Genomic DNA, 24,822 nt, shown 5'->3' with positions numbered 1-24,822 from the left:
CAACCGCCCTCACCTGGCAAGGATCGCCCGAACCATGCTCCCGCCACGCTTCCCGACGCTGGTACTGCTGCCCGGAATGGACGGCACCGGCCGCCTGTTCGAACCACTGCTCAAGACCCTGGGCCCTGACGTGCCAGTGCAGGTGCTGGACTATCCCGCCAACTTGCCGCTGGATTATCCCGCCCTGCAAGAACGGGTCTGGGAGCAGTTGCCCAAGGATCGGCCATTCGTGCTCCTGGGAGAGTCCTTCTCCGGCCCGGTGGCGGTGACCCTTGCCGCACGCAAGCCACCTGGCCTGCTGGGCCTGGTGCTGTGCGCCAGTTTCGTGCGCAACCCGCGCCCCGCCTTGAGCCCCCTGATGGGGCTGCTCAAGCTCGTATCCCTGCATCATTTGCCGTCGTGGCCCATGGCTGCCCTGCTGCTGGGCAGGTTTTCCACCCCAGGACTGCGTACAGCCCTGGCCGGGGCCATAGCCCAGGTAGCGCCATCGGTGCTGCGGGCACGCCTGCTGGCCGTGCGTGATATGGACTGCAGCGCGGCATTGGCCGCCTCGCAGTTGCCGCTCATGTACCTGCGCGCCCGCCAGGATCGACTGGTGCCGGCAGCGGCGGCAGCCTTGGTCCTGCAACTGCGCCAGGATGCCCAGGTGATCGAGATCGACGGCCCCCACTGCCTGCTCCAGGCGGCGCCGGCAGAGGCCGCGCAGCATCTGCGGCATTTCATCCAGGCGCTGCCAGGCCTCCAGTACCAAGAGCCGGCACTGGTTCACCGCTGACCGCGAATGGTCCAGGGAATGGCGCAGGCAGCCAGCACCACCAGGATGCAGATGCCATGGAAGGACCGGACCAGGCCCACCGCGTGGGCGGCATAACCTACCAGGGCCGGGCCCAACAGGACCCCGAGATAACCCAGCATGCTGGCGGCCGCGATCGCATGGGGCGCAGGCATCACTTGCTGGCGACCAGCCAGGGAAAACAGCACCGGCACCACATTTCCTGCCGCGAGCCCGGCGATGGCGATACAGGCGAATACCACCACCAGGTTACTGGCCCAAGCAGCCAGCCCCAGCCCTGCGGCGGTGATCAGGAAGCCCGCCAGCAGCATCGAACGCTCCCCTATGCGAGCGACGATCCGGTCGCCGACCAGGCGGCTCAGGGTCATTGCGCAAGCGAACAAGGAGTAACCGGCGCCGGCGAGCCCGACATCCAGTCCTTTGTCCTGGGCCAGCAGTAAAGCACTCCAATCGAGCATGGCGCCCTCGGCCAGGAAGATCACCATGGCCAGGAGCCCCAGAACCACCACTATCCCCTTGGGCAGGACCAGCAATGGAGCCTTCTGGCCAGTCTCGCTGGCCAGGAAGCCCGAAACAGCCACTACCAGGCAACAGGCGATGACCAGGGCGGCCACGCTGGCTGCCAGGGCCGGGCTGGCCCCGGCGGCGATCGCAGCCGTCACCGCCACGGCTCCCAACAGGCCACCAATGCTGTAGAGGCCGTGGAACAACGACATCAGCGGGATATTGGCGATCTTCTGCACCTGGGTCCCGTGGATGTTGGCCACCACGTCGATAGCCCCGATGGACGCACCGAACAGCAACAGGCACAGGCCCAGGGCCATGGGCGTAGCAACGATGGCCAGCAGTGGCAAGGCAACCACCAGACCGATCCCGCCGGCCAGGATCAGCGCCCGGCACCCCAGGCGTCCCGCCAGCGCGCCGGCACCGGGCATGCCAATGATCGCCCCCAGCCCCAGGCAAAGCAGCAACGCACCGAGGGTCGCTGGATCTGCGCCAAGGCGCGCCTGGGCGAAAGGCACCAGGGGCGCCCATGAAGACAATGCGAACCCGGCCATGAAGAAAGACAGCTGAGTGGAGCGCTTGGGTGCGCCCAGGGCCGGAGCTTGCCCGCCCTCTTGCGTCAGTTGCGCGGCTGAATGTAATTGGATCTGCGACACGAGCGTTCCTCGGAATTGCGACATGCATCTTTGATATTGAGATGCATTCACATTACAAGGAGCGAAATCTGTGATTTATCTGTACTATGCCAAGTTATGTCGATAACCCGCCACGATACTGAGCTGCGCGACCCTGATCCGGACAAGGCCTACGCCCCCATAGTCGGGCGCCTGGAGCAATGGTTCCCGGAAGAACTGCCACCGCACCGGCACAAGCGCCACCAATTGATGTGCGCCGCCAATGGCGTCATCCATGTCACCACCAACCTGGGCGAATGGGTATTGCCCGCCACCCGGGCGATCTGGATCAGCTCCGGCACCGAACATGCGACCCTGGTCAAGCGCCCCACCCACACCCGAGTGTTGTACATCGACCCGGATGCCTATGACATGCCCAGGGAGGGCTATTGCCTGGTGATGGGCATCACGCCGCTGATGCGTGAGGTGATGACCGCCTGTGCCGGGTTCCCCTGGAACTATGCCGAACATACGCCCGAAGCTCGCTTGGCCCGCGTGCTGATCGACCAGGTCACAAGCCTGGACCGTTCCCCGGTGGACCTGCCCTTCCCCACTGACCCACGGGCCATGCGCCTGGCCAGGATATTGCGTAGCGAACCGGCGAATCGCGAGCCCCTGGAGAGCCTGGCCAGGCGAGTGGGAGCCAGCGCACGGACCATCGAACGGCTGTTCAGCCACGAGGCAGGCATGTCCTTCGGCAGTTGGCGCCAGCGCCAGCGCCTGCTCACCGCCATGGAGCACCTGGCCTATGGCGAAAGCGTGACCAATGTCGCCCTGGAAGTGGGATACGAGTCATCCTCAAGCTTCGTCGCGGCCTTCAAGGGGCTGTTCGGTACCACTCCCGCGCGTTACTTCAAGAGCCTCTAGTGCCCCCAGGCCGCCTGGGCAATGCAGAAGCCCAGCGCAGGAGGCACTCGAATGGCCTCGGTGAGCGAACCTGTTGCGGCATAGGTCATGACGATCCCACCCTCACGCCAGCCAACAAGTGCCGCCATGGTGCATGGGTCGAAGTGCGCGCGCATTTTGCTGCCGGTGGCCAGCTAGATACGCACGTCCCACAAAGTGGCCGTTACGCCTATGCCGCCTTGTTCTAGAGCCGATGCAAATGCACAGCCTGCTCATGCTCTACATGATGCAGCGGAGGATCGCTCGAGAAAGGCGGCCTTGAGCATCGCCAGGCACACCAGGAGGATCGCTGCGCCCGCGATAAAGGCCAGGCAGCGCCACTGCCAGTTCAGATCCGGGGCGAAACCTGCAACCACCGCAGCGATACCCAGGCCCAGCAGGACCAGGAAGAGAAAAACGGCAATCAGCCAGGTGCCGAAGAACAGGACACGCCATGGCCATTTGCTGCGTTTGATTGGTGAAGGGCGTTCGACACGAGAGGGGGGGTCGTGCTGCATATCCATCGCAAAACCAACTGTTGCATGCAAGAAACCCTGGCCGAGCCGCCAGGTTCAGGTCATTCCTCGACCCGATCCCCAATTGAGAGGGGTGGAGGATCGGGCCAGGAATGAGCGCCGCATGATGCCAAATGAGCCTGCCGCAGACAACCGCCAAGGCTCGCTCAGCCTCTGCGGTACTGGCTCAAACCCAGGCCGGTGTGGCGCTTGAAGTATTTGCCGAGATAGGACGCATCGGCAAAATTCAGCTCTTCGGCGATCCGCCGCACCGCCTTGCGTGGTTGGGCCAACTGCTTCTTGATCTCCAGCACCACCTGCCTGTCGATCAGTGTCTTGGGCGCATCGTTGAAATACTTGCGCGACAGTTGTGCCAGGTAATAGGGGGTCACATGCAGCAGGTCTGCATAGAACGCCACCTCGCGTTGCTGCCGACAGTGCACCGCGATCAGCTCCCAGAATCGCCAGCAGAGCGCTTCCGGCCTGCTGAAGTCGTTCCTGGTCACGCTCTGCAGGTCGACGCTCGCGCATAACCACAAGAACAGGTTCTGGAAATGATTGACCAGCATCGGTCGCCGATAGTCCGCGCCATCTTCCTGGATGATCGACGCCTGGTTCTCCCAGGCCTGCAAGAACGCCTGAAACTGCCGGTTGGCACGCAGCAACGGCGAACGATTCAAGAAGGCGAACAGGCTGTTGGGCAGCGCCGCGGCCACCTCTGCCGCGATGGCACGGTTCAGTAGATAGCAACGACAGGCAAAGTCATCCGACCTGTGCCTGAACCAGGCGATCGAATCCTCTGCGAGAACCAGAAAGTCGTTTTCCATCACCTTGTACGGCTGGAAGTTCACCTCCAGTTCGGCGCTGCCCTGCTGGCACACCAGCACCACCACGTAGGCCAAGGCCAGGGGGTGCCCCTGGTCACCGTCGAACCGGCAACAGCCAATGAAGAAATCCTCGGCACCACTCTCCGTCAGGTCCAACACTGCTGCCCAGCCCTCCAAGCATGCCCTTTGTTTTGAAAATTACTTTTTTTGCCCCGATCCATACATTGCCCCTGCCCTGGCGGTTTTCCACAATTGCGCTGGTTATTTTGCTCCACAAACATCAGGAAAACACGTCATGTTGAACACCCAACGCCTTGTCCTGCGGCCCTGGCGACCCAGCGACGCGTCCAGCCTCTACCGGTACGCCAGCGACCCGCGAGTGGGCCCGATCGCCGGCTGGCCAGTGCATGAAAGCGAAGCGCAGAGTTTGGAAATCATCCAAACGCTGTTTTCGCGCCCGGAAGTCTACGCAGTAACGTGCAAGCAGGACGATGTGGCCATCGGCCTGGTGGGATTGCTCATTGGCCAGGACAGTCATTTCGAGATCGCCGGGAACGAGGCGGAAATCGCCTACTGGATCGGCGTGCCGTTCTGGGGCCTGGGACTGATTCCGGAAGCGGTCAGGGAACTGATGCGCCACGCCTTCGTCGATCTGGATCTTGGCGCCTTGTGGTGCGGCTACTTTGCCGGGAACGAACAATCGTTCCGGGCCCAGGCCAAGTGCGGCTTCAAGCACCACCACAGCGAAAGCGGCAAATTCAACCCGTTCATGAACGACTACCGGGACGAACACATCAGCCACATCAGCAGGCAGGAATGGCTGATGCTCCAACGGCACAGCTCGCCATCGCTCCCCGACTGAGGACGCTGCAGGAGTCCAGGCTCACTACTTGGCGGGCGCATCCCAGCAATCGGCCTTGCGCGAGCAGACATCGTACTGGCGATCCATCAGCGCCATGCGGTCCAGGTGCGCCTTGGTGGCCGCGCGAAAGGACTCATCGCTCTTGATCATGTACTGCGAAGTCCTTTGCGCCATGCGCGCGCCCCACTGGCGCCGGCTCTTGTCGTCCAGGGCTTGCGACCCGCTGGCGAGCTTTTGCAGCACACCGTCGTCGACACGGTTCAATTCGTCGCGGTAAGCCGCAACATACTGGTCCCGGGCCGCGTCATGTTGATGGTTGAGGTCGTATTGCATGGCTTCCAGGTTCTGTTTGTAGAGTGCCCAGTAGGCCTCAGGCAGCCGCGCCGAATCCGCTTTCCTCAGTGCGGCGATACGTGCGTCGTTGTTGATGTCGGCTGCCAGTACCGGCTTGCCCGCGGATACGACGACCGCGTCATTAGTGATGATCCGCTCGATCAAGGCACTCCGGGCAGCGTTCTGGGGCAAGGGTTGGCCCAGAGGCTCGAGCGACACAGGCTCGGTAGTCACGGAGGCCGGGGGAACAGCGCAACCTGAAACCAGCAGGCAGGCAGACATCAGGATCAAGGCGAAGGCATTGCGAGCGAACATGAGCTCTCCATGAGCGGCGAAAACGGGCGCGCAGCATACCCAAGATGCCCTGGGGAACTGTAGTCGCCGAGAAAAATAATGGCGCTTTGATGGCTATTAGCACCCATCCCGAACACGCTGAAGAGAACTGGCATACTTCGCGGCGAACCACAAAGCGGAATGAGCACATGGATGCACAAGAATTCGTGGCACTTTGGAAAGCCGAGAAACGCCTGGTCCAGGAGGAGCTCCGCCATGGGGCAGGAACCGCCGCCCAACAGTTCAGGGCCCTGGAACTAAGCGAAGGACAATCGCAACAGCTGTGGGAGGCCATGGATACGGCGCTGACCGATGTGTTCTACAGCCTGCTGCTGGGCCTCGATGGGGCCGCGGCCATTGGCGGCGAACAGCATGACTACCAACTGCGAGAAGAAGGCGGCAACCTCATTTCAGGAAACGGCGAGATCGAGGCTGAAGCTTTCGAGCAGTTCCATTCCTGACGAAAAGCCCGGCTGTGCACCGCCGATCGTCCAATCTCGGCAGTTGATGCAGCGAGGCGCAGGGCCTCTCACCTGGCTCTTCGCGGGATCAAGCCGGAGCAATGCGCTGCACCTTGAATACCAGGCTTGGGGGCTGGCCCGGCACATCATCCAGTTCACCGCAGAGCTGCATGCCAATCTTCTCCAGCACCCGGATCGACGCTCCATGGTCGGGCCTGACCAGCCCATGGACTTCCGGCAGGCCCAGTTGCTTGAACGCATGCTCCAGCGCATCGCGCCCCAACTGGGTGGCATAGCCCCTGCCCCAGGCTTCGACCGCGAAGCGATAACCCAGGTTGATACGCTGTTCGGCCAGGTAATGGTGCGTGGCAATCCCGCCAAATCCCAGGATGCGCTCAGGCGCGCAACTGCTGGCGATCGCCCAGGTACCGTACTGGTGCCGTGCCCAATGTTCGATCCAGCGGCCTAGCAGCGCCTGTGCTTGAGCGAAATCGGCCATTGGTCCCGCAGGGTTGAACAGGTTGGTGCGTGGGTCGCCATAGATACTGAAAAGCCGCTGCGCGTCATCGGGACGTGGTAGTCGGTAAACCAACCGTGAAGCCTTGTTCGTCATATAAAAGTTCTTCCCCTGTTCGCAAGGCCAGCAGTCAAGCGGTTTGGCAAGGACTCTAGCATCCTGACCCTTCTGGCGATCCGGATAACCGGACGCGCTACGCTAACTCCCCGCCTCCGCCCATGGGAGGCCGTCCATCGAATTATAGGAAAACCGATTTGCCACATTATGGGATACCCCGTAATACTGCCGCCATGGAACTCAAAGACCGCCTCAAGACCGCCCGCCGCCATGCCCAGCTCAACCAGACCGAACTGGCTGTACGGGCGGGTATCACCCAGACCTCGATCTCCGATCTGGAGCGAGGAAAATCCAAGGCCACCGCCTTCGTGGCGCAGATCGCCTCTGCCTGTGGCGTATCCGCCCTGTGGCTGGCCGAAGGGGATGGCCAGATGCTGGTTGCCGACCGGCAGAGTCCCGCAACGCAGGCACCGAAGATCGAACTGGACGCTATCGAGACCTGGGACGAGGACACTCCCCTTGGTGACAATGAGATGTACGTCCCGTTCCTGCATGAGGTGGAACTGGCTGCCGGTTCTGGGCGTTTCGTCATCGAGACCAGCACCACCGCCCACCTGCGCTTCTTCAAGAAGGATCTGCGCCAGAACGGCGTGCAACTCGGCGATGCACGATGCGTATCGGTGAGTGGGAACAGCATGATCCCGGTATTGCGGGATGGCGCCACGGTGGGCGTTAACAGCGGCAGATGTGCGCTGAAGGATGTGGTGGACGGCGAGATGTATGCCCTCGATCACAACGGCCAGTTGCGAGTAAAACAACTCTACCGCCTGCCTGGTGGTTTGCGCCTGCGTAGCTTCAACCGGGAAGAACACCCTGATGAAGACTATGGCTTCACCGAGATCCAGGAACAGCGAATCTCGATCCTGGGCCATGTGTTCTGGTGGGCGATGTACTCGCGCTGATACCTGCTGTTCTGCAATCCCTCCAGGCCTTGACCAACGCCATCCCCCAGCTTCTTGTGAACCCGCCATAGGCGGGTTTCTTTGCACCACAAAATATAGGAATACCCATTTACAATAAATACAGGTTTACCTATATTTCATCCATGTCGACTCCCCGTCGGCCCAGCAGCGAAGGCTGCGTCGCTCTTTAACAAGGCGTGCCACTTCGGATCGTCAGCGGCTAGCCGGGATCGGCCTGGCCATCTCGAGGGAGCGAGAGACAAAGCATTGAACGAAGACCGGCAAAGCTCGCGGATTTCTGGCCAATGCCTTGCTCGACATCAGCGCAGCACCTGCAAGGAACTGCGAGCTTCATATCCAAGGACCATAAGGAACAGCATGAACAACTTCGGCAGCATCATCGCCCACGGCACCCTCTACCTCTATCCAGAGCGTCCGCCGCAGGACCTTTTGTGGATCGACCAGAACGGCCACACCAATTATTGGTGTTCGGTCCAGGGCGGCACCTCGGGAACCTCCAAGACGCCGCGCACCGAGAGTCGCCAGACTCTCCCTGACTCCCCTGTCTCGTTCAACTGGCCACGCGGCAGTGCCAGGCACGCCATGAGCGGCCGAGTCCGCGTGGAAGCCGCTCCATCCAGTGGCAAGGTCATCGTCGGGCAGATCCATGCCCTCAACGCCCCCAATCCGTTCCTGATGGTGATCTGGTGGAACGGCGTCGTGCGGATCGAGACCCGTAGCACACCGGGAGGCCTGGCCAAGACTGTGTTGAAAAAGCCCGTCGCGCTAGGCCAGGCATTCGACTACAGCGTTGAGGTCGATGCCCTGGGCGAACTGAGCATTGCTCTTGATACCCTCAGCGCCAACATGCCAGTCGGCAAGTCCTGGGACAGGTACCCCTTCTACTTCAAGGCGGGCTCCTATGTGATCGACAACGAAGGGCCGGCAACCGAAGGCGGTTGGGTGGTTTACGAGTCCTTCGACGTATACAACGGCGCGCTGCACGCCTGACGGCCACAGCCATAACGCCAGTTACCTGGGTGACAGATAGCTGGCTGCCGCTTCAGGGGTGCGTCCTACGGAAAATAGCATCCCAATTCAAACTGCATCCGGGACGACAAGCCACCTCTTGAACTTCGCCGGAGAACCGGCATAAAGCGCGTTAGGCACAACATCCTGGGTTACGACGCTGTTAGCCGCCACAACACTGTTGTGGCCAATGCTGATACCTGGCAGAACCACTGTCCCCGCACCTAACCAGACATTGTCGCCCACCGTGATCGGCGCACTGTAATCGTTGCTCTTGCGTCGATCCGGGTGCACATCGTGGCTGGTGGTACACAAGCGTACCTGCGGTCCCAGCATGGCATAGCGCCCGATGCGAATGGGAGCCTCGTCTAGGAATACGCAACCGCTATTGATGAAAGCCCCCTCACCTAGTTCCAGATTGCCACGCTCAAAATAGAACGGGGGACGAATTACCACCCGGCCTTCTGTGCGAATGCCAGTCTTGGCCATGAGGCGATTCGACTGTTTCTTGCCAAGGTCATGGGTATCAAGCAAACGAATGAACTGGCGCGCAGACAAGGTGCGCTTGAGTTTTGCGATGAATAGAAGCAAGTGATCAATCCAATGGGGTGATGATGGGCTCACAACAGGCGAACTAGTCGATGCCGTAGGTTATCGACAGTCCACTTCAGCCTTTCTCTGTTTTTCGCTGGCTTCAAAACTTAGCAAAAACAACGTCTCGTAGTAGCAGATAGCGGTTTCACCATTCAACGGCCTTGCACCCACTTGGCCGAAGGGCTCGTTAACCAGGCCGATAGAAACCCGATATCCGTCACCGAGCGGACGCTTGAGCTGTGTCAGCTTGCCTCTCCAGGCATCGCTTACACAGGCGGCATAAACCTGCGCTGGTTTGGACGTAGTAAATGCTTCTGACTGACTGGCGTGGTAGATATCGTGGGGAGTCTTGTTTGAACGCCCTGCCCACAAAATAAACCCGGTTGCCAAAATGCCTACTCGCATCCCTCAACTCCGTAAGGCGCCGAATAATATCACTTCGACACCAATCGAGTAGGATTATGCCGTAAAATCTGGCGAATCTAGTGTGCCTGGGGCCTGCCACGATGATGGTTTGCCATCCAACTGATGCTGAAAAAACAAGGCAGAAGCAGAGCGCCTACTTGATCGAATACCTGGAACTGATGGGGCTGAAGTCAGTAGATGGATCGCAGTACTCGTAACGATCCTCAACCTGGCAGCAGGAAGCAGTTAGGAATGGATTCAATGAAAACATTGGTCATGATTTTACTGGCATCCATCAGCGCTTCAGTGACAGCACACGAAAACAATGATCCGCTCGAAAAAGCGATGTTCATCACCACAATTGCTCCCCTGCTGATCATTAGCGGAACTACTGCATTGACGGTCTATGGGCCTGCGAACATCAAAGCGGCAAAAGCCGACGCACTAACGCTCATTGGTTCAGATGGCGAGATCCGCGGGGCTCAATTTGAGCAAGCAGTTCGATATTTGCACTCGGCCTACGACCAGCCCCACATGACTGATGAGCAACTAGCCAGGGCAATGGCAACTTCGCTCTGAGGGTCGCCCTTCCAGGAACATCCCCTCCGAAGCATTCATAGGCTGTGATTGGAAGAAAATAAAGATAGCCTGCAGGGACGGTGTTCCAAGTAGCAGCGAAAGTGAGGCGGCCAGCCTCTCCCCTCCAGTGCCTCACTCGCTAGCCTGATACCGACCGACTCTGCGGTGCCATCTCGACAGCGGCACAGCGCCCTTTCGTCCGCACCTTTTGCACCAGTCGAGCTCTATTGACGAACACATCGATCTCACAACTTCCTGAGTGCTGCACGTCTTCCCAGTACTCTGCATGTACAAGTTGCCCATTCTGCGGCCCCGTATAAGTACCCGCGGCTTCACGCGTGACATAACTACTGTCGCGTACATATCTGAGCACTACCAAATCTTCCTCCGGCACCACCATAATCCGTCTTGGCACACCGAAGAAGTCGATCAACTCGCCCACCGGGCGATCTTTCCAGGCACTGCTGGCCGCCAGTGATGCACAGCCACTGAGCAAGATGGCCAACAGGCCCAAGATGAGCAATCGGTTCATAAGGTCTTCTCCCTGGAGGCCGCTTTACTTGGCAGACATCTGTGCGAATCCTTCATCTATCTGCTGCATGATGGCCGCCTTGGCGGTCTCGCGGTTCAATATCTGGAATAGTTGTGGCCCTGCCTTGCTCATTTGCGATGCCGGCATTACACCCAGGCGCTCCATCTTCTTGGCTTGGCGTTCAGCCGGCTTGCATACGAAGTCACGGCTTTGCGCCAGCCAGGTGTCAGGCTTGCTCTGCCATTGGTCGGAATACTTTGCGTTGCGAAGCTCATTGAATACGCTGCGGAAATCTTGTGCCCCAGTGGTGCGCACACGGTTCTTTGCGCAATCGATTTCCACATCCCAAGCGGTAAAAGTGGGCTTGCCAGGCTCTTCGTAAAGTTGATAGACACCCAATGATTTCGCGCCACCCGGGCGACTGAAGATGTTATTGGGGTCACCGTCGGCGATAAACACCTGATGCTTGCCCAGGCCTCCCTGGTAGTGAACTACCCAAAAGTCCCCCATCTGTACATCGCTCGCCTGAGCAGCGAGGGCATTGCACAGTAATACGGCAGGTAAGAGTTGCCTTGTGAAAGCGATCATGGAGGCCTGTCCTTCGCCGTTATCTTTGAAGGCAGTAGCTTCACATCCTGAATATAAGGCAAAGGGCTATCTAGCACATCCGTCCTATCTATACGAAAACAGATACTGCAAATACCCCCGGAACAAGCCCGTGCAACTATCGCTACTTGGCTTTTCGCTAACGTGTCGATCCACCGATTCTCTGTAAATAAGCCCAACATGCGCGCGTTGATGTTGCCCGCACTTGTGGCGATAAAGTGCCTGGGTATCACTCTTTAGGCGCCGCATTTGAATGAGTTCCAGCGAATACGGCGAACGTACAGAAAATAAATCACTGCAAACGCAAAATATGCTTTAACAGTGAGTTGACGGGGACTGGTTGAGAAAGACAAAAAAGAAAGGCACCCGCAGGTGCCCACTTGCGCCGTTTATGGCTGGAATCGAGTGCCACAGGCATGACACATCCAGGTACGACGCCATTCTTCCAATTTGTCGTACTGCGCGACGTTGAATTTCCAGTGACGGACGAAGCCGATCACGCCGACCGTGATCAATATCAGGCCCATGAAGAACCTCGTCCAATCCACTCCCCAGAAAGTGTTCATGAGTTTGAGACCGTCATACAAGATAATGGCGCCAACTCCTGTAAGGATCACGGGGCCAAGCAGGCGCTTACCCGGGGGTGGACCGACGCTGGCAGCCAAGTCGGTCTGATGCCGACCTGTAGTTTCGACGGTCACGCTGGGTCCGAATCCGGATTGGGATTGCGCTTGATGGGTCGCTTGTATGTGAGAGGTGCCGGCAGCATGGATGACGGACAGAAGCTGGACGTTTTGGCCTTGGCATTGCGGACAGCAGATGGCGTTGTTGCTCACCATGTAATCATTCCTTTGAAGGGCGGGAAAGAGCCACTCTAAGACAACATGGCCCCTCAATGCACCTGAACAGTCTAAGCCAGACGCCAGAAGTAAAAAGCCCAGCACAAGGCCTCTTGGCATCCCAGTACCTGAACTGTAGAAGTCGACGAGGGTGCTCATGCCCACGATATTGCCGGGTGCAGACCAGAGGCTGGCGCCGTAGCGTCTGCACTTGACCTATGTCGGTGCAGTCGCAGGGCAAGCTCACCAGTAACTTCACTGGCTGTTCTCCTGGCCGGCTACGGCGCCAGGTTCACGCCGTTGCAACGGCCCTTGGTGGAGAAGTCACTGATATGCCGCGCCTTGTCCACCGTCATCAGGATCGTGCAACCACCCGGGTGAGACACATCGTCCCAGTAGTTGGTCTGGACCATCACATTGCCTTGCATCTGCGCGCTGCTGCCGACCACCTCCTGGCGCACATAGGTGGTGTCGCGATACCAGCCCAACTGCACCCCGCCTCCACCAGGCAACGGTTCCATGCGCAAGGGGGGGCCGAAGAAGTCGATGGCCTGCTTGGCATCGCGCCCCTGCCATTCACGGCTGGCGAGCAACTCCGGCAGCGTCGGGATGCAGCCGGCCAGGGTCGGCAACAGCAGGCCGAGACATAACAGAAAGCGTGTGCTCATCGGGCGTTGCTACCCAGCATATCGTCCAGCTCTTGCACCGCCTGACTGTTGGCCTGGACGCCGATCAATTGGATAAACATGGCCTGGACGGTAGCGACCATCTTCACCGCCGGCATCTTGCCAATTGGCAGCATCTGATTGCGCGCGCGGTTGTCGGGAGCACAGACAAAGGCAAAGGTGCGCTGTAACCAATCGTCCTTCGGTGCGACCCAGCCGTGGATATTGGTCTTCACATACTTCACGGCACCGTCGAAACGACGTATCGCCCGGGCGCTGTCCAAGCGGATCTGGCGCTGTTTGCATTTGACCTGCACTTCATAGGCAACGAGGGTCGGAAAGGCCGGGTCTTCGAACAACTGCATGACCTGTGCCGACTGCACTCCACCAGGCTTTTGCACGATGCCGGCAGCATCAGCGACATACACCTCGTTATGCAGGCGTTCCCCTTTGCCGTAGATGATCCAGTAGTCGCCCGAGACATGTTCGGCCATGGCCGAGGTGCTGCCGGCCATGGCCAAGACAGCCACCCATCGGCAGAGAAGTGGATGTCTGTAACCCATGGAGGTCCTTCCCGATTTATGTAATCCAGCGGGAACTACACGAGTCGGAATTGGCCAAGGTCGATTAGTACGCTTGTACTAATAGCCAAACGCCTGTAGCACTTGGGCTTTTTACGAAAGGAAGCTATGAGAGGATTATGCTGCGTTAAAACAGTTCGTAATGTAGTGATCAGCTAAGTCCGTATACGTTGTTGAATTTCTCTCGAGACTAGCCGAAACCAGCCCAGCTTTGAACTGATACGGTCTAGTCCAGTCTGCCGGCCTGCGCCGAGCGTGCTCAGAGTCAGTGATCGAACTGGTGACCGTAGTTAGATCGCACGAGGCATTCTGCTGGGAGGAAATGACGGACAGCGAATCGTTGGAAGATTTCAAGTCCATGCCAGAGGAGCGCTAACTGCACCCGAGCTAGATCCGCAAGGGCAATCCACGCACAGGAGCACATTTGTACTCCATCTTCAAAAACCGAACTCTGATCCAACTCAGCCGATGAAAAATCGAATGATGGGGGTCAGGAGGCTGAACCTGTCCCACGTTTTTGCAAAGCGGTAAAAAGACTTTTCGCTAAAGATAAACGCGGGTATGAAAAAGATGCTCGAAAGCACAGCAATCAGTAAAAATTTTATCCAATCAGTACTAACAAGAGCGACGATCGCTACGCCGAGTATCAATAACCCGCCTAAAAACAACAGCCATCGCCCAAGCTTTGATTTGGATATTGATTGAACATGATGAGGCCACCCTCGCCGCTTTCAATCACAGTAGTTCCAGGGTGGATTCTTGTCGAAGCATGCCCTCTTCAATCGCCCCCTTGATTTCCCTTGGCAGCGACTGCAAAACCCTTCCCCACAGTACCTCTTCTACCTCTTTTCCACTCAAACCCGACGCAGTAGCGGCCAAGGACAAGTCACGCCTGAAACAATAAAACACCTCAATGCCGCTTCCCAAGGATCAAGGCGCCAGCAAGAAAGATACAACCTGGAAACAACATCCAGTTGCCGCCATCGGCCAAGCCCATGCCAAACACCACACTTCCAATGAATAGCAAGGGCAGATTGATTGCGAGTTTCATAACACGCTCCTTGTTTTAAGAATCAATCCAATTTGGTCAAACGCAGAGAAATATAGCTGTCGAGGTGAAGTCATGCCTGAAGAAAGAACGGTGATCATCCCGGCTCGGGAACAGCACGCAATGTATGCCTTAATCACCCTGATACCCCCTGGGTTCCGCCAGGAGCCTGGTGCTCCGCGGGAAGAGCCATTGCGATCGACTGGACGGGCGATCGGCAACTCACCATCCCAACTGGCACCTCCCCGAGGACACGCTGAGCTTTCACCGGATCATCATGAACCGAACGCCAGAGGAGCGAACGAAGACCAGGCACCACCGGGCGGTACCACTCAACGACCGCGCGATGAATGCCATCAACCAAGCCCGGCCAATGGCGACTCTTCGCGCTTGATCTCCAAGTCAACCCATCCGCAAAGCCCTTTCGTGTTCCAGCAGAACAAAGGAGGGCTGTGGATCAGGGAGCCAAGTGTTACAATCCGCGACTTCAAATCAGCGCTAAAGGCGCTGGACATCCGTGAACGCCGGCAGTACGACACCCGCCACACCTACGCAACAATGTGCCTGATGGCTGGGATGAACCGAAGCGTTCATCGCGAACCAGCTCGGCCACAGCGTCGAGATGTTGCTCTCTACCTACGCGAAATGGATCAGCTCCTCCTCGGACTGGAGGGAGCTGGAGAAGCTGCCGCCGCAAGTCTAATTGGCCCAAATTTGGCCCAAGACCGACGAAATGGCCTAAATACACCTCTGGAACCCCCGCAGGACAAGCACTTGATTTCTACAGCCAATATCACCATGCAGTTCGGCGCCAAGCCGCTGTTCGAGAACGTCTCGGTCAAGTTCAACAACGGCAATCGCTACGGCCTGATCGGCGCCAACGGTTGCGGCAAGTCGACCTTCATGAAAATCCTCGGCGGCGACCTGGAGCCCTCCAGTGGCCAGGTCATGCTCGAGCCGAACGTACGCCTGGGCAAGCTGCGCCAGGATCAGTTCGCCTATGAAGAATTCACCGTGATCGACACCGTGATCATGGGCCACGAGGAGTTGTGGCGGGTCAAGGCCGAGCGCGATCGCATCTACTCGCTGCCGGAAATGACCGAAGAAGACGGCATGGCCGTGGCCGAGCTGGAAACCGAGTTCGCCGAGATGGACGGCTACACCGCCGAGTCCCGCGCCGGCGAACTGCTGCTGGGCCTGGGCATCCCCCTGGAACAGCATTTCGGCCCCATGACCGAAGTGGCTCCAGGTTGGAAGCTCCGGGTATTGCTGGCCCAGGCGCTGTTCTCGGATCCGGAAGTCCTGCTGCTGGACGAACCGACCAACCACCTGGACATCAACACCATCCGCTGGCTGGAAAACATCCTCACGGCGCGTAACAGCACCATGATCATCATTTCCCACGACCGGCACTTCCTGAACAGCGTGTGCACCCACATGGCCGACCTGGACTACGGCGAGCTGCGCCTGTTCCCGGGCAACTACGACGAGTACATGACCGCCTCGACCCAGGCTCGCGAGCGCCTGCTGTCCGACAACGCCAAGAAGAAGGCGCAGATCGCCGAGCTGCAGACCTTCGTCAGCCGCTTCTCGGCCAACGCCTCCAAGGCCAAGCAGGCCACCAGCCGCGCCAAGCAGATCGATAAGATCCAGCTGGAGGAAGTCAAGCCGTCGAGCCGGGTCAGCCCGTTCATCCGCTTCGACCAGAACAAGAAGCTGCACCGTCAGGCGGTGACCCTGGAGAAGGTATCCAAGGGCTTCGAAGACAAGCAGTTGTTCAAGGACTTCAGCTTCACCGTGGAAGCCGGCGAGCGCGTGGCCATCATCGGCCCCAACGGCATCGGCAAGACCACCCTGCTGCGTACTCTGGTCGGTGAGCTCGCCCCGGATTCGGGCAACGTGAAGTGGACCGACAGCGCCGAGACTGGCTACTACGCCCAGGACCACGCCCACGATTTCGAGGCCGACGAAACCCTGTTCGAATGGATGGGCCAGTGGACCAGCGGCGAACAGAACATCCGGGCCGCCCTGGGTCGCATGCTGTTCTCTTCCGACGAAATCCAGAAGTCGGTCAAGGTGCTTTCCGGTGGTGAACAGGGCCGCATGCTGTTCGGCAAGCTGGCCTGCCAGAAGCCCAACGTGCTGCTGATGGACGAACCGACCAACCACCTGGACATGGAATCCATCGAAGCGCTGAACCTGGCGCTGGAAAACTACCCGGGCACACTGATCTTCGTCAGCCACGACCGCGAGTTCGTATCGTCCCTGGCCACTCGCATCATCGAGCTGAGCCCGAACGGCGTGACCGACTTCAGCGGCACCTACGACGACTACCTGCGTAGCCAGGGCCTGCTGTTCTAAAACAGCGGCAACCGGTAAGTAGCAAGACAAGGCCCCGTCCAGCGTGACGGGGCTTTTTGGTTCTCCGCATTGCCCTCTTGAAAGGACCGGATGGGAATAAATAGTTAGCCTGCTTTCTTTTAATTTCGCGGCACGCGATGATGCGGCCCTCTAACCGCCGCCCGCGAACGAGCCTTCATGCCCGAGCCCCAGACATCCGCGCAAAGCTCCATGGCGATCACCCAGCAGATCGTTTCCATCGTTTTCTATACCTTCATCGCCTTTCTCTGCATCGGCCTGCCGATTGCCGTACTGCCAGGTTATGTCCACGAACAGTTGGGATTCAGTGCCGTGATCGCCGGCCTGACCATCGGCTCCCAGTACCTGGCTACCCTGCTCAGCCGCCCCATGGCCGGACGCATGTCCGATACTGTCGGCACCAAGCGCTCGATCGTCTACGGTTTGCTGGGCATCTTGCTGAGCGGCGTGTTGACCCTGGTTTCAGTATGGCTGCAAGAACTGCCCTGGCTAAGCCTGGCGGTGCTATTGGGCGGCCGCCTGCTGCTGGGGGTGGCCCAGGGCCTGATCGGGGTCGGCACCATCAGCTGGTGCATGGGCCAGGTCGGCGCGGAACATACCGCGCGGTCGATCTCCTGGAACGGCATCGCTTCCTACGGTGCCATCGCCATTGGCGCGCCGCTGGGAGTGGTGATGGTCCAGCAATACGGTTTCGCCAGCCTGGGCGTGGCGCTTTCAGCCCTGGCCTTGCTGGCCTTGTTGTTGATCCGCAGCAAACCATCGGTACCGGTGGTGCGGGGTGAGCGCCTGCCCTTCTGGGCGGTGTTCGGGCGAATCGCGCCCTTCGGCGTGAGCCTGAGCCTGGCCTCTATCGGCTATGGCACCCTGACCACCTTCATCACCCTGTTCTACCTGAGCCTGGGCTGGGATGGCGCGGCCTACTGCCTGACGGTGTTCGGCGTCTGTTTCATCTGCTCGCGCCTGTTGTTCATTTCCAGCATCAGTCGCTTTGGCGGCTTTCGTTCGGCAATCGCCTGCATGAGCGTCGAAACCTTAGGGCTCGGCCTGCTCTGGCTTGCTCCCTCGCCCGCCTGGGCACTGGTGGGGGCCGGCCTTACCGGTTTCGGCCTGTCGCTGGTGTATCCGGCCCTGGGAGTGGAAGCCATCAAGCAGGTGCCCAACAGCAGCCGGGGTGCCGGCTTGAGCGCCTATGCGGTGTTCTTCGACCTCGCGCTGGCGGTCGCCGGGCCCTTGATGGGCGCGGTGGCGCTGAACCTTGGCTATGCATGGATCTTTTTCTGCGCCGCCCTGCTGTCCGTCACCGGCCTGGGCCTGACCCTGCTGCTCAAGCACCGCGCTGCGGCCTGAATCACTGGTCGGCAGTCTGCATGCCAGCCCGGGTCGGCTTGCCCAAGGTCTGGGCGAAGAACCTGCCCGCCTCGGAAATCAAGTTGCGGTGGATATCGACCCGATCCACGCCGTCGGCGTCGGTGCACAGCAACGGCATGGCCGCCTGTTGCTCGGCAGTGCATGGCGCCATGAACACGAAGTGCCCGGCCCCGGCCAGCAACTTGAAGTCCGGCGCCACCGGCAGTTTGCGCGCCAGGGCCGCGGCGTTCTTGTCCAGGGCAACCAGTTGATCGCCGTCGCCGCTGTACAGCAGCACCGGCACATGCACCCCGGACAAGGTCTGGCGACCGAACTTGAGGCTCAACGGCGCCATCAACAGCAAGGCATGAACCCGGGGATCGGCTACCGGCTGCAGGTCGTCGCGATCGACGATCAGCTCACCCTGGGTATTGCAGGCATCCCGGTCATCCGGACGCTCCTGGCAATAACGCCGCAGGCGATCCAGGTCTGGAGTGGCGCCGGACAGGATCAGCGCCGTCTCGCCGCCGGCCGAATAGCCGATCACCCCTACCTGCTCGGCATTGACGAATGGGGCCAGCATCGGATCGGCCAGGGTCGCGGTGATGGCCTCGGAAATCTGGATCGGCCGGCCATAGAGATTGCTCAGGGTACCCAGCCGGCTGTGGTCCCTGGAGTTGTCTCCCGGATGAATCACCGCCACCACCACGAATCCCTTGCGCGCCAGGGATGTGGCCAGATCGTGCAAGGCCAGGGGAGTTCCGGTGTTGCCATGGGATAGCATCAGCATCGGGAAGCGGCCGATGGCGATCTTGGCATCGCGAGAGGCACCGATCCGGTACCCCTCCAACTGGCTGGAGTGCTCGATACCAGTGGACGGGTAAAAAGCGATGGCACGCATTGGCTGCTGGTCCAGCGGATCGAGAAAGCTCAGCTCATGAAAGCCGACGCTCCAATGCGGATGGGGTGCCGCCTGCACCGAAACCATGCCGCTGAACAGGCAGATCAGTAACATTGCACAACGACCACTCATCACACACCCACCTTAGTCGCAGGATCGAGAATGCCGGTTGCCCGTGCCATCCCTTGCCGCCAAGGCTCTGGAGGGGATTCGTCCTGGAATCGGAACCGCGCGCTAAAGAAGAAGCTCTCCTCAACCTGCATAACCCGAGCCAGAAAACCTGGAAAAACCAATAAAAAAACTCCGTACCCTGATCATCTGAAACGATGACCAGAACACAGAGTCTAGTGGCCCTGCCGGTGCGTGAAAGCGTCTTTACACAAGCCTTACGCGGCAGCGAAGAGCGACCCGCGAATATGCGCCTGGGCGTCGGCCATGGCCTTGCTGCGCACCTCTTCGCCATAACCCAGGCCATGGGCACGGACGAACTCGATATCGGTAATGCCCATGAAACCGAACATCACCTTCAGGTAGTCCTCGTGCCCGACACCGGTAGGCATGCCGACATGCAGGCCGCCGGAGGTAGACACCACGATCACCTTCTTGTCGCCGCACAAGCCTTGCGGGCCGGCCTCGGTGTAACGGAAGGTCTTGCCGGATATGGCGATGCGGTCGAACCAGGCCTTGAGCTGGCTGGGGATGGTGAAGTTGTACATGGGCGCCGCAACCACCAGCGTGTCGGCAGCCAGGAACTCTTCCAGTGTCTGGGCACTGAGCCGGGCTTCGTGCTCCTGGGCCGCATCACGCAGTTCGGCGACGGTGCCGGCGGCCACCAGGGTGGCGGCGGAGAAGTGGCTGATGGCATCGGCGGCCAGGTCACGGTAAGTCACCACCGCTTGCGGCTCGGCGGCCTTCCAGGCCTCTACCACGCTGTGGCTGAGCTGACGGGAAGCCGAGTTGTCGCCAAGAATGCTGGAATCGATATGCAACAGTTTCATCTGGATTCTCCAAGTGAGGACCGCCGCTTGGCGATCGAATGTTGGCAATCCTACCCATGAAACCAATGGATGATTAGTCAGCATAAATGCGATAGTTAGTCCCACCAGCAGGACAATAAGGCCAATCCAGTGCAAGACCTCAACGATCTCTACTATTTCGCCAAGGTGGTGGAGGCCGGCGGTTTCACCGCGGCCGGCCGCCTCCTGGGCATTCCCAAGTCACGTCTGTCGCGGCGGATCGCCGAACTGGAGGAGCGCCTGAGCGCGCGCCTGCTGCAGCGCACCACCCGGCAACTGAAGCTGACCACGGTGGGCGAGCGCTACCTGCGGCATTGCCAGGCGATGTTGCTGGAGGCGGAGATGGCCGATGAAGCCGTGGCCAGCATGGCCAGCGAGCCCCGGGGGCGGTTGCGGGTCTCGAGCCCCGTGGGGCTGGCCCATGAACTGCTGACGCCCCTGGTGAGCGGCTTCCTGCAAAAGTACCCCCAGGTGCAATTGGAGATGTTGCTGGTCAATCGACGCGTCGACCTGGTCAACGAAGGCATCGATGTGGCCCTGCGAGTGCGGGAACAAGGTGATGAGGACCCCTTGCTGGTGACCCGTCGCCTGCGTCCGGCGCAGACGACGATGGTGGCCTCGCCCGCGTTCCTGCGCGAACACGCGGTGGAGCAACCCGAGGACCTGCGTCGCCTGCCGATCCTCGGCGCCCTGGAAGCCGATCGCCTGGTGCACCTGCGCCTGCTGGACCAGCAAGGCAATACCTGCGAACTGGCCCTGGAAGCGCGGCTGGGCATCGACGACTTCATCGTACGCCGGGCCTGCGCCTTGGCCGGTCTGGGCTGCACCGTGCTGCCGATGCTGTATTGCGAGGAAGAACTGGCCAGCGGTCAACTGGTGCAGTTGCTACCGCAGTGGTCGCTGCCTGGTGGCTGGCTGCAAGCGGTCTATCCTCACCGACGCGGTGTGCTGCCGGCCGTCCGGGCCTGGATCGAGCACCTGCATGAAGCCTTCGAAGAATGCGGAGAACGATCGCTGTGAAAGCCAACACCCGAATGACCGAAGAGCAAGTGGCGAGTTTCTGCCTGGACCTGCCAGGTGCGCGGGAAGACTACAAGTGGGGCGGCGTGCGGGTGTTCTCCGTTGCCGGCAGCAAGATGTTCGCCATGCAGAACCTGCGGGGCGACTCACTGGCCTTCAAGGTCGACCCGGAGCTGTTCCTGGGCCATGTGGATCGCCCAGGCATAGCGCCGGCGCCGTACCTGGCCCGGGCCCACTGGATCATCATGCAGGCCCCCTACCCCCTGGCCGCAGCCGAACTGCAGCAGTTGCTGCAACGTTCCCACCAGCTAGTGGTGGCCAAGTTGCCCAAGCGGACCCAGGTCGGGCTGTTGCTCTAGAGCAGCCTCGACCAGCCGCCCTGCAAGAACAACCGGTCGATCCAGAACACCTGGTGCAAGGCGACGATCAGCCAGAACAGCGCCTGGTAGGACAGCTTGCGGGTCTTGTGCCGCAGCAACTGCTGGGCCAGCAGCGCCCCAGGCCAGCCACCGGCCAGCTCCAGGGCATGCAGGATGTTCTCCGGCGTGCGCTGGCCCTGCTCCCGGGCCTGGCGCTTGTCATGCCAATACGCCAGGAACGTCAGCAGGCTGACCGCACCATAGGCTGCCAGTGCAATGACCGAGCCGTCGCGCCACCACAGCGATAGCGCCCCATACAACGGCAAGGCGCACAATAGGATGAACGCCAGCAGCTTGGCTCGGGGATGCTGGATCCGCCCGGGGCTGCCCTGGCGTTGCTCGGATCGAGAAGCCCTCACGCCTTGGCCGCCGCCCAGTCGATCCAGCCGAACTGCCAGGTCGCCAGGATCAACAAGCCGAAAGCGATGCGGTACCAGGCGAAGGCGTCATAGCTGTGGTTGGCGATGAACTTCAACAGGCCCTTGACCGCGATCATGGCGAAGATGAAGGCGGTAACGAAACCGATGGCGAACACCGGCAAATCATCGGGCTGGAACAGATGCCGGTATTTGTAGCCGGAGTACACCGCGGCCCCGACCATGGTCGGCATGGCCAAAAAGAACGAGAACTCGGTGGCGGTCTTGCGCGACAGCCCGAACAGCAAGCCGCCGATGATGGTCGAGCCGGACCGCGAAGTTCCCGGGATCATCGCCAGGCACTGGGTGAATCCCACCTTGAGGGCATCCTTCCAGGTGATCTCATCGACGTTGTTGGCATGCACCTGATGCTCGCGGCGCTCGGCCCACAGCATGATGATGCCGCCAACCACCAGGGCCGTGGCCACTGTGACGGGGTTGAACAGGTAGGCGTGGATCAGGTCGGCGAAAATCACCCCCAGCACCACCGCCGGCAGGAAGGCGATCAGCAGGTTGGCGGTGAAGCGCCGAGCCTTGGGTTGGGTCGGCAGGCCAATCACCACATCCAGGATCTTGCCCCGGAACTCCCAGACAACCGCCAGGATCGCCCCCAACTGGATGATGATATTGAAAGCCATCGCGCGCTCGCCGCCAAAGTCGAGCAAGTCGGCCACGATGATCTGGTGTCCCGTGCTGCTGATGGGCAGGAATTCGGTCAAGCCCTCCACAATCCCGAGTAGCAATGCCTGAAAGGCAGTCCAAAGGTCCATCGATCCCCCATGAAGCGATGCTCGTGGCATGCCTCTTTATAAATGTTCACTGCATCGAAATTGGCCGGGAACCCGGCATGTCAAAGATCAACACAAGCCCATGAAAATTATGTGAAAAAACCAGAATTGTTCAGGTTTTGCGCGAAGACGCCGAAATCCTAGCAGACAGGCGCAAAAAGCGTCGCGGTGTTATTGGACTTCCGTAGGGTAGGCGCTCCCGGACAGGCGTGCTTGGATGCTCTTAGTCGTTCATGACAAGAACAAGAACCTGGAGTGACCGGATGATGAAAAGCTTGCGAAAGATGTCAATCAGTCAGCGCCTGTGGCTGATCCTGATCGTGGCGCTACTGACCCTGGTGGCCTTGGGGGTGATGATGCTCCAGCAGATTCATGGCGACCTGTATCAGGCCAAGGCGCAGAAAACCCAGCATGTGGTGCAGACTGCCGCTGGCGTACTCGATTACTACCAGGGTCTGGAAGCCGCTGGCAGCCTGACTCGCCAACAGGCGCAACAGCAGGCGCTGCAGACGATTCGCGGGTTGCGCTACAACCAGAACGACTACTTCTGGATCAACGACCTGACGCCCGTGATGATCATGCACCCGGCCAATCCCAAGCTCGACGGGCAGAACCTGGCCTCGATCAAGGATCCGGATGGCTTCGAGGTGTTCAACGAGATGGTGACCCTGGCCAAGGCCAAGGGCGCCGGCATGGTCGACTACCGCTGGCCCAAGCCCGGGGCCCAGGAACCGGTACAGAAGACTTCCTACATCCAGCTGTTCCAGCCCTGGGGCTGGATCATCGGCTCGGGGGTGTACATCGATGACCTGCAACAGGAGTTCCAGGCCCAGGTGCTGCGGGCGTCCTACGTGGGCCTGGTGATCGCCCTGCTGATGGGTGCCCTGGTGGTGCTGATCGTGCGCAGCATCGTCAGCCCCTTGCGAGAGACCGTGCATGCCATGGCCAATATCGCCAGCGGCGAGAGCGACCTGACCCGCAGCCTCGACACCCATGGCCAGGACGAAGTGACCGAACTGGCCCGGCATTTCAATGGTTTCACCGCCAAGTTGCGTGGCGTGGTGACCCAGTTGCAGTCCAGCGCCGCCGCCCTGGAACAAGCTTCCAGCGAACTGGGCAGCAATGCCTCGCAAGCCCAGGAACGCAGCCAGCAGCAATCGCAGCAGATGGAACAGGTGGCGGCCGCCATCAGCCAGGTGACCACCGGCGTCCAGGATGTGGCGCGTAGTGCCGAGCATGCCGCCGAGGGGGTCCGTGAAGCCGAGGTCCAGGCCCAGCAGGGCCAGGTGAACATCGACAGTAGCCTGCAACAGATCGACCAATTGTCAGGGACCATCGACCAGGCGGTGGAGGTGATCCGCACCTTGGCGGCCGAGAGTACCCAGATCGGCACGGTGCTGGAGGTGATTCGCTCCATCGCCGAACAGACCAACCTCCTGGCGTTGAACGCCGCCATCGAGGCCGCCCGCGCCGGCGAACAAGGCCGCGGTTTCGCCGTGGTGGCCGACGAGGTGCGCCTGCTGGCCCAGCGCACCCAGCAGTCCACTGCGCAAATCCAGGACATGATCGAGCGCCTGCAGAGCCACTCCGAGGCCGCGGTTCGGGTCATCGGCGATAGCAGCCGGGCCTCCCAGGCGACCATCGAACAAGCCGGCCTCGCGGGCTCGAGCCTCAATGCCATCGGCCAGGTCCTGCACACGCTCAACGAGCTGAACGCCTCGATCGCCAGCGCTACGCTGCAACAGGCCCATGTGGTCGAAGACATCAACCATAACGTCGGCCAGGCCGCCGGCCTGGCCCAGGGAACGGCCTTGGCGGCCCAGCACTCCAGCGCCGCCAGCCGACATCTCAGGGAGCTCTCCGAACAGCTCAACGGCCTCTTGCGACAGTTCCGCGTCTGATGCGCCAGGCAACCCGAATCCGCCGCTGCGCATG

At 60.1% G+C, this 24,822-nt stretch carries 30 protein-coding genes; 13 read left to right on the top strand and 17 right to left on the bottom strand.

Annotated elements, in window-relative coordinates; genetic code table 11:
* Positions 1-34: 34 nt before the first annotated feature.
* A complete protein-coding gene (locus CAG11_RS19955; protein ID WP_085597578.1) occupies positions 35-775 on the top strand; it encodes an alpha/beta fold hydrolase in 741 nt (246 codons plus the stop codon).
* On the opposite strand, the gene CAG11_RS19950 is transcribed toward CAG11_RS19955, so the two are convergent.
* Positions 766-1,953, bottom strand: a complete 1,188-nt coding sequence (locus CAG11_RS19950) for an MFS transporter (protein WP_158091434.1) — start codon at positions 1,951-1,953, stop codon at positions 766-768. The two genes, CAG11_RS19955 and CAG11_RS19950, sit on opposite strands and share 10 nt — an antisense overlap.
* A 96-nt stretch (positions 1,954-2,049) precedes the next feature.
* On the opposite strand from CAG11_RS19950, the gene CAG11_RS19945 reads away from it, so the two are divergent.
* The gene (locus tag CAG11_RS19945; protein WP_085597576.1) at positions 2,050-2,838 is read left to right on the top strand and encodes a helix-turn-helix domain-containing protein; all 789 of its coding nucleotides are present in this window, start codon (positions 2,050-2,052) and stop codon (positions 2,836-2,838) included.
* Positions 2,839-3,089: 251 nt separating this feature from the next.
* Here CAG11_RS19945 and CAG11_RS19940 read toward each other — a convergent pair whose 3' ends face one another.
* Together CAG11_RS19940 and CAG11_RS19935 are read right to left on the bottom strand one after the other, a co-directional pair.
* The gene (locus CAG11_RS19940) at positions 3,090-3,380 is read right to left on the bottom strand and encodes a hypothetical protein (RefSeq protein WP_143494652.1); all 291 of its coding nucleotides are present in this window, start codon (positions 3,378-3,380) and stop codon (positions 3,090-3,092) included.
* A gap of 158 nt (positions 3,381-3,538) precedes the next feature.
* A complete protein-coding gene (locus tag CAG11_RS19935) occupies positions 3,539-4,357 on the bottom strand; it encodes a helix-turn-helix domain-containing protein (protein ID WP_103325316.1) in 819 nt (272 codons plus the stop codon).
* A gap of 136 nt (positions 4,358-4,493) precedes the next feature.
* Here CAG11_RS19935 and CAG11_RS19930 point away from each other — a divergent pair, with 136 nt between their 5' ends.
* Positions 4,494-5,060, top strand: coding sequence for a GNAT family N-acetyltransferase (locus CAG11_RS19930; protein ID WP_085597573.1), 567 nt, complete (start codon positions 4,494-4,496; stop codon positions 5,058-5,060).
* Positions 5,061-5,084: 24 nt separating this feature from the next.
* On the opposite strand, the gene CAG11_RS19925 is transcribed toward CAG11_RS19930, so the two are convergent.
* The gene (locus tag CAG11_RS19925; RefSeq protein ID WP_085597572.1) at positions 5,085-5,708 is read right to left on the bottom strand and encodes a hypothetical protein; all 624 of its coding nucleotides are present in this window, start codon (positions 5,706-5,708) and stop codon (positions 5,085-5,087) included.
* A 167-nt stretch (positions 5,709-5,875) separates the two neighbouring features.
* On the opposite strand from CAG11_RS19925, the gene CAG11_RS19920 reads away from it, so the two are divergent.
* Complete coding sequence (locus CAG11_RS19920; protein ID WP_085597571.1) at positions 5,876-6,187, top strand: hypothetical protein; 312 nt, start codon at positions 5,876-5,878, stop codon at positions 6,185-6,187.
* An 88-nt stretch (positions 6,188-6,275) separates the two neighbouring features.
* Here the strand turns inward: CAG11_RS19920 and CAG11_RS19915 are convergent, their stop codons facing one another.
* Positions 6,276-6,800, bottom strand: coding sequence for a GNAT family N-acetyltransferase (locus CAG11_RS19915; protein WP_085597570.1), 525 nt, complete (start codon positions 6,798-6,800; stop codon positions 6,276-6,278).
* Between the two features lie 194 nt (positions 6,801-6,994).
* Here CAG11_RS19915 and CAG11_RS19910 point away from each other — a divergent pair, with 194 nt between their 5' ends.
* Both CAG11_RS19910 and CAG11_RS19905 read left to right on the top strand, forming a co-directional pair.
* A complete protein-coding gene (locus CAG11_RS19910; RefSeq protein ID WP_085597569.1) occupies positions 6,995-7,723 on the top strand; it encodes a helix-turn-helix transcriptional regulator in 729 nt (242 codons plus the stop codon).
* Positions 7,724-8,101: 378 nt separating this feature from the next.
* A complete protein-coding gene (locus CAG11_RS19905; RefSeq protein WP_085597568.1) occupies positions 8,102-8,734 on the top strand; it encodes a polysaccharide lyase family 7 protein in 633 nt (210 codons plus the stop codon).
* 87 nt (positions 8,735-8,821) lie between these two features.
* Here CAG11_RS19905 and CAG11_RS19900 read toward each other — a convergent pair whose 3' ends face one another.
* Both CAG11_RS19900 and CAG11_RS33265 read right to left on the bottom strand, forming a co-directional pair.
* Positions 8,822-9,343 carry a DapH/DapD/GlmU-related protein gene (locus CAG11_RS19900; protein WP_022638879.1) on the bottom strand — a complete coding sequence of 174 codons (522 nt, stop codon included), beginning with the start codon at positions 9,341-9,343 and terminating at the stop codon, positions 8,822-8,824.
* A 60-nt stretch (positions 9,344-9,403) separates the two neighbouring features.
* On the bottom strand, positions 9,404-9,751 hold the full coding sequence (locus tag CAG11_RS33265; protein WP_143494650.1) for a hypothetical protein: 348 nt from the start codon (positions 9,749-9,751) through the stop codon (positions 9,404-9,406).
* 261 nt (positions 9,752-10,012) lie between these two features.
* Here CAG11_RS33265 and CAG11_RS19895 point away from each other — a divergent pair, with 261 nt between their 5' ends.
* Positions 10,013-10,330 carry a DUF2388 domain-containing protein gene (locus tag CAG11_RS19895; protein WP_371857898.1) on the top strand — a complete coding sequence of 106 codons (318 nt, stop codon included), beginning with the start codon at positions 10,013-10,015 and terminating at the stop codon, positions 10,328-10,330.
* Positions 10,331-10,469: 139 nt separating this feature from the next.
* Here the strand turns inward: CAG11_RS19895 and CAG11_RS19890 are convergent, their stop codons facing one another.
* From CAG11_RS19890 to CAG11_RS19870, 5 genes are all read right to left on the bottom strand, one after another.
* The gene (locus tag CAG11_RS19890) at positions 10,470-10,862 is read right to left on the bottom strand and encodes a hypothetical protein (protein WP_085597566.1); all 393 of its coding nucleotides are present in this window, start codon (positions 10,860-10,862) and stop codon (positions 10,470-10,472) included.
* Positions 10,863-10,886: 24 nt separating this feature from the next.
* Positions 10,887-11,450, bottom strand: coding sequence for a hypothetical protein (locus CAG11_RS19885; protein ID WP_085597565.1), 564 nt, complete (start codon positions 11,448-11,450; stop codon positions 10,887-10,889).
* A 407-nt stretch (positions 11,451-11,857) separates the two neighbouring features.
* Positions 11,858-12,307: a hypothetical protein gene (locus tag CAG11_RS19880; protein WP_085597564.1), complete on the bottom strand. Its 450-nt coding sequence runs from the start codon at positions 12,305-12,307 to the stop codon at positions 11,858-11,860.
* Positions 12,308-12,585: 278 nt separating this feature from the next.
* Positions 12,586-12,975 carry a hypothetical protein gene (locus tag CAG11_RS19875; RefSeq protein ID WP_085597563.1) on the bottom strand — a complete coding sequence of 130 codons (390 nt, stop codon included), beginning with the start codon at positions 12,973-12,975 and terminating at the stop codon, positions 12,586-12,588.
* A complete protein-coding gene (locus CAG11_RS19870; protein ID WP_085597562.1) occupies positions 12,972-13,535 on the bottom strand; it encodes a hypothetical protein in 564 nt (187 codons plus the stop codon). The genes CAG11_RS19875 and CAG11_RS19870 overlap by 4 nt, the downstream gene beginning before the upstream one ends.
* 579 nt (positions 13,536-14,114) lie before the next feature.
* Here CAG11_RS19870 and CAG11_RS33645 point away from each other — a divergent pair.
* A complete protein-coding gene (locus CAG11_RS33645; protein WP_158091433.1) occupies positions 14,115-14,258 on the top strand; it encodes a hypothetical protein in 144 nt (47 codons plus the stop codon).
* 205 nt (positions 14,259-14,463) lie between these two features.
* Here the strand turns inward: CAG11_RS33645 and CAG11_RS33640 are convergent, their stop codons facing one another.
* Positions 14,464-14,604 carry a hypothetical protein gene (locus CAG11_RS33640; protein ID WP_157064358.1) on the bottom strand — a complete coding sequence of 47 codons (141 nt, stop codon included), beginning with the start codon at positions 14,602-14,604 and terminating at the stop codon, positions 14,464-14,466.
* A 771-nt stretch (positions 14,605-15,375) separates the two neighbouring features.
* Here CAG11_RS33640 and CAG11_RS19855 point away from each other — a divergent pair.
* Complete coding sequence (locus CAG11_RS19855; RefSeq protein WP_053130242.1) at positions 15,376-16,962, top strand: ABC-F family ATPase; 1,587 nt, start codon at positions 15,376-15,378, stop codon at positions 16,960-16,962.
* 177 nt (positions 16,963-17,139) lie between these two features.
* A complete protein-coding gene (locus CAG11_RS19850; protein WP_053130245.1) occupies positions 17,140-18,327 on the top strand; it encodes an MFS transporter in 1,188 nt (395 codons plus the stop codon).
* A 1-nt stretch (position 18,328) separates the two neighbouring features.
* Here the strand turns inward: CAG11_RS19850 and CAG11_RS19845 are convergent, their stop codons facing one another.
* The gene (locus tag CAG11_RS19845; RefSeq protein ID WP_085597560.1) at positions 18,329-19,360 is read right to left on the bottom strand and encodes a dienelactone hydrolase; all 1,032 of its coding nucleotides are present in this window, start codon (positions 19,358-19,360) and stop codon (positions 18,329-18,331) included.
* Positions 19,361-19,614: 254 nt separating this feature from the next.
* Positions 19,615-20,226: an FMN-dependent NADH-azoreductase gene (locus tag CAG11_RS19840; RefSeq protein WP_085597559.1), complete on the bottom strand. Its 612-nt coding sequence runs from the start codon at positions 20,224-20,226 to the stop codon at positions 19,615-19,617.
* 129 nt (positions 20,227-20,355) lie between these two features.
* Between CAG11_RS19840 and CAG11_RS19835 the strand changes: the two genes are divergently transcribed.
* Positions 20,356-21,264 carry a LysR substrate-binding domain-containing protein gene (locus tag CAG11_RS19835; RefSeq protein WP_085597558.1) on the top strand — a complete coding sequence of 303 codons (909 nt, stop codon included), beginning with the start codon at positions 20,356-20,358 and terminating at the stop codon, positions 21,262-21,264.
* 14 nt (positions 21,265-21,278) lie between these two features.
* Positions 21,279-21,623 (top strand): MmcQ/YjbR family DNA-binding protein, encoded by a 345-nt coding sequence (locus tag CAG11_RS19830; RefSeq protein ID WP_085597557.1) that lies wholly within the window; start codon positions 21,279-21,281, stop codon positions 21,621-21,623.
* On the opposite strand, the gene CAG11_RS19825 is transcribed toward CAG11_RS19830, so the two are convergent.
* Both CAG11_RS19825 and CAG11_RS19820 read right to left on the bottom strand, forming a co-directional pair.
* Entirely contained in the window at positions 21,620-22,042 is a 423-nt protein-coding gene (locus CAG11_RS19825) for a DUF1294 domain-containing protein (protein WP_085597556.1), read from the bottom strand. The genes CAG11_RS19830 and CAG11_RS19825 overlap by 4 nt on opposite strands.
* Entirely contained in the window at positions 22,039-22,869 is an 831-nt protein-coding gene (locus CAG11_RS19820) for an undecaprenyl-diphosphate phosphatase (RefSeq protein ID WP_085597555.1), read from the bottom strand. Before CAG11_RS19820 ends, CAG11_RS19825 begins: the two co-directional genes overlap by 4 nt.
* 284 nt (positions 22,870-23,153) lie before the next feature.
* On the opposite strand from CAG11_RS19820, the gene CAG11_RS19815 reads away from it, so the two are divergent.
* The gene (locus tag CAG11_RS19815) at positions 23,154-24,788 is read left to right on the top strand and encodes a methyl-accepting chemotaxis protein (protein WP_085597667.1); all 1,635 of its coding nucleotides are present in this window, start codon (positions 23,154-23,156) and stop codon (positions 24,786-24,788) included.
* Positions 24,789-24,822: the final 34 nt, after the last annotated feature.

It is taken from the genome of Pseudomonas sp. B6(2017) (assembly GCF_002112765.1).
In the GTDB taxonomy this organism is placed as follows: Bacteria; Pseudomonadota; Gammaproteobacteria; order Pseudomonadales; family Pseudomonadaceae; genus Aquipseudomonas; species Aquipseudomonas piscis.
Note: the sequence above shows the minus strand (reverse complement) of the source record. Positions and strands in the feature narration are given on the sequence as shown.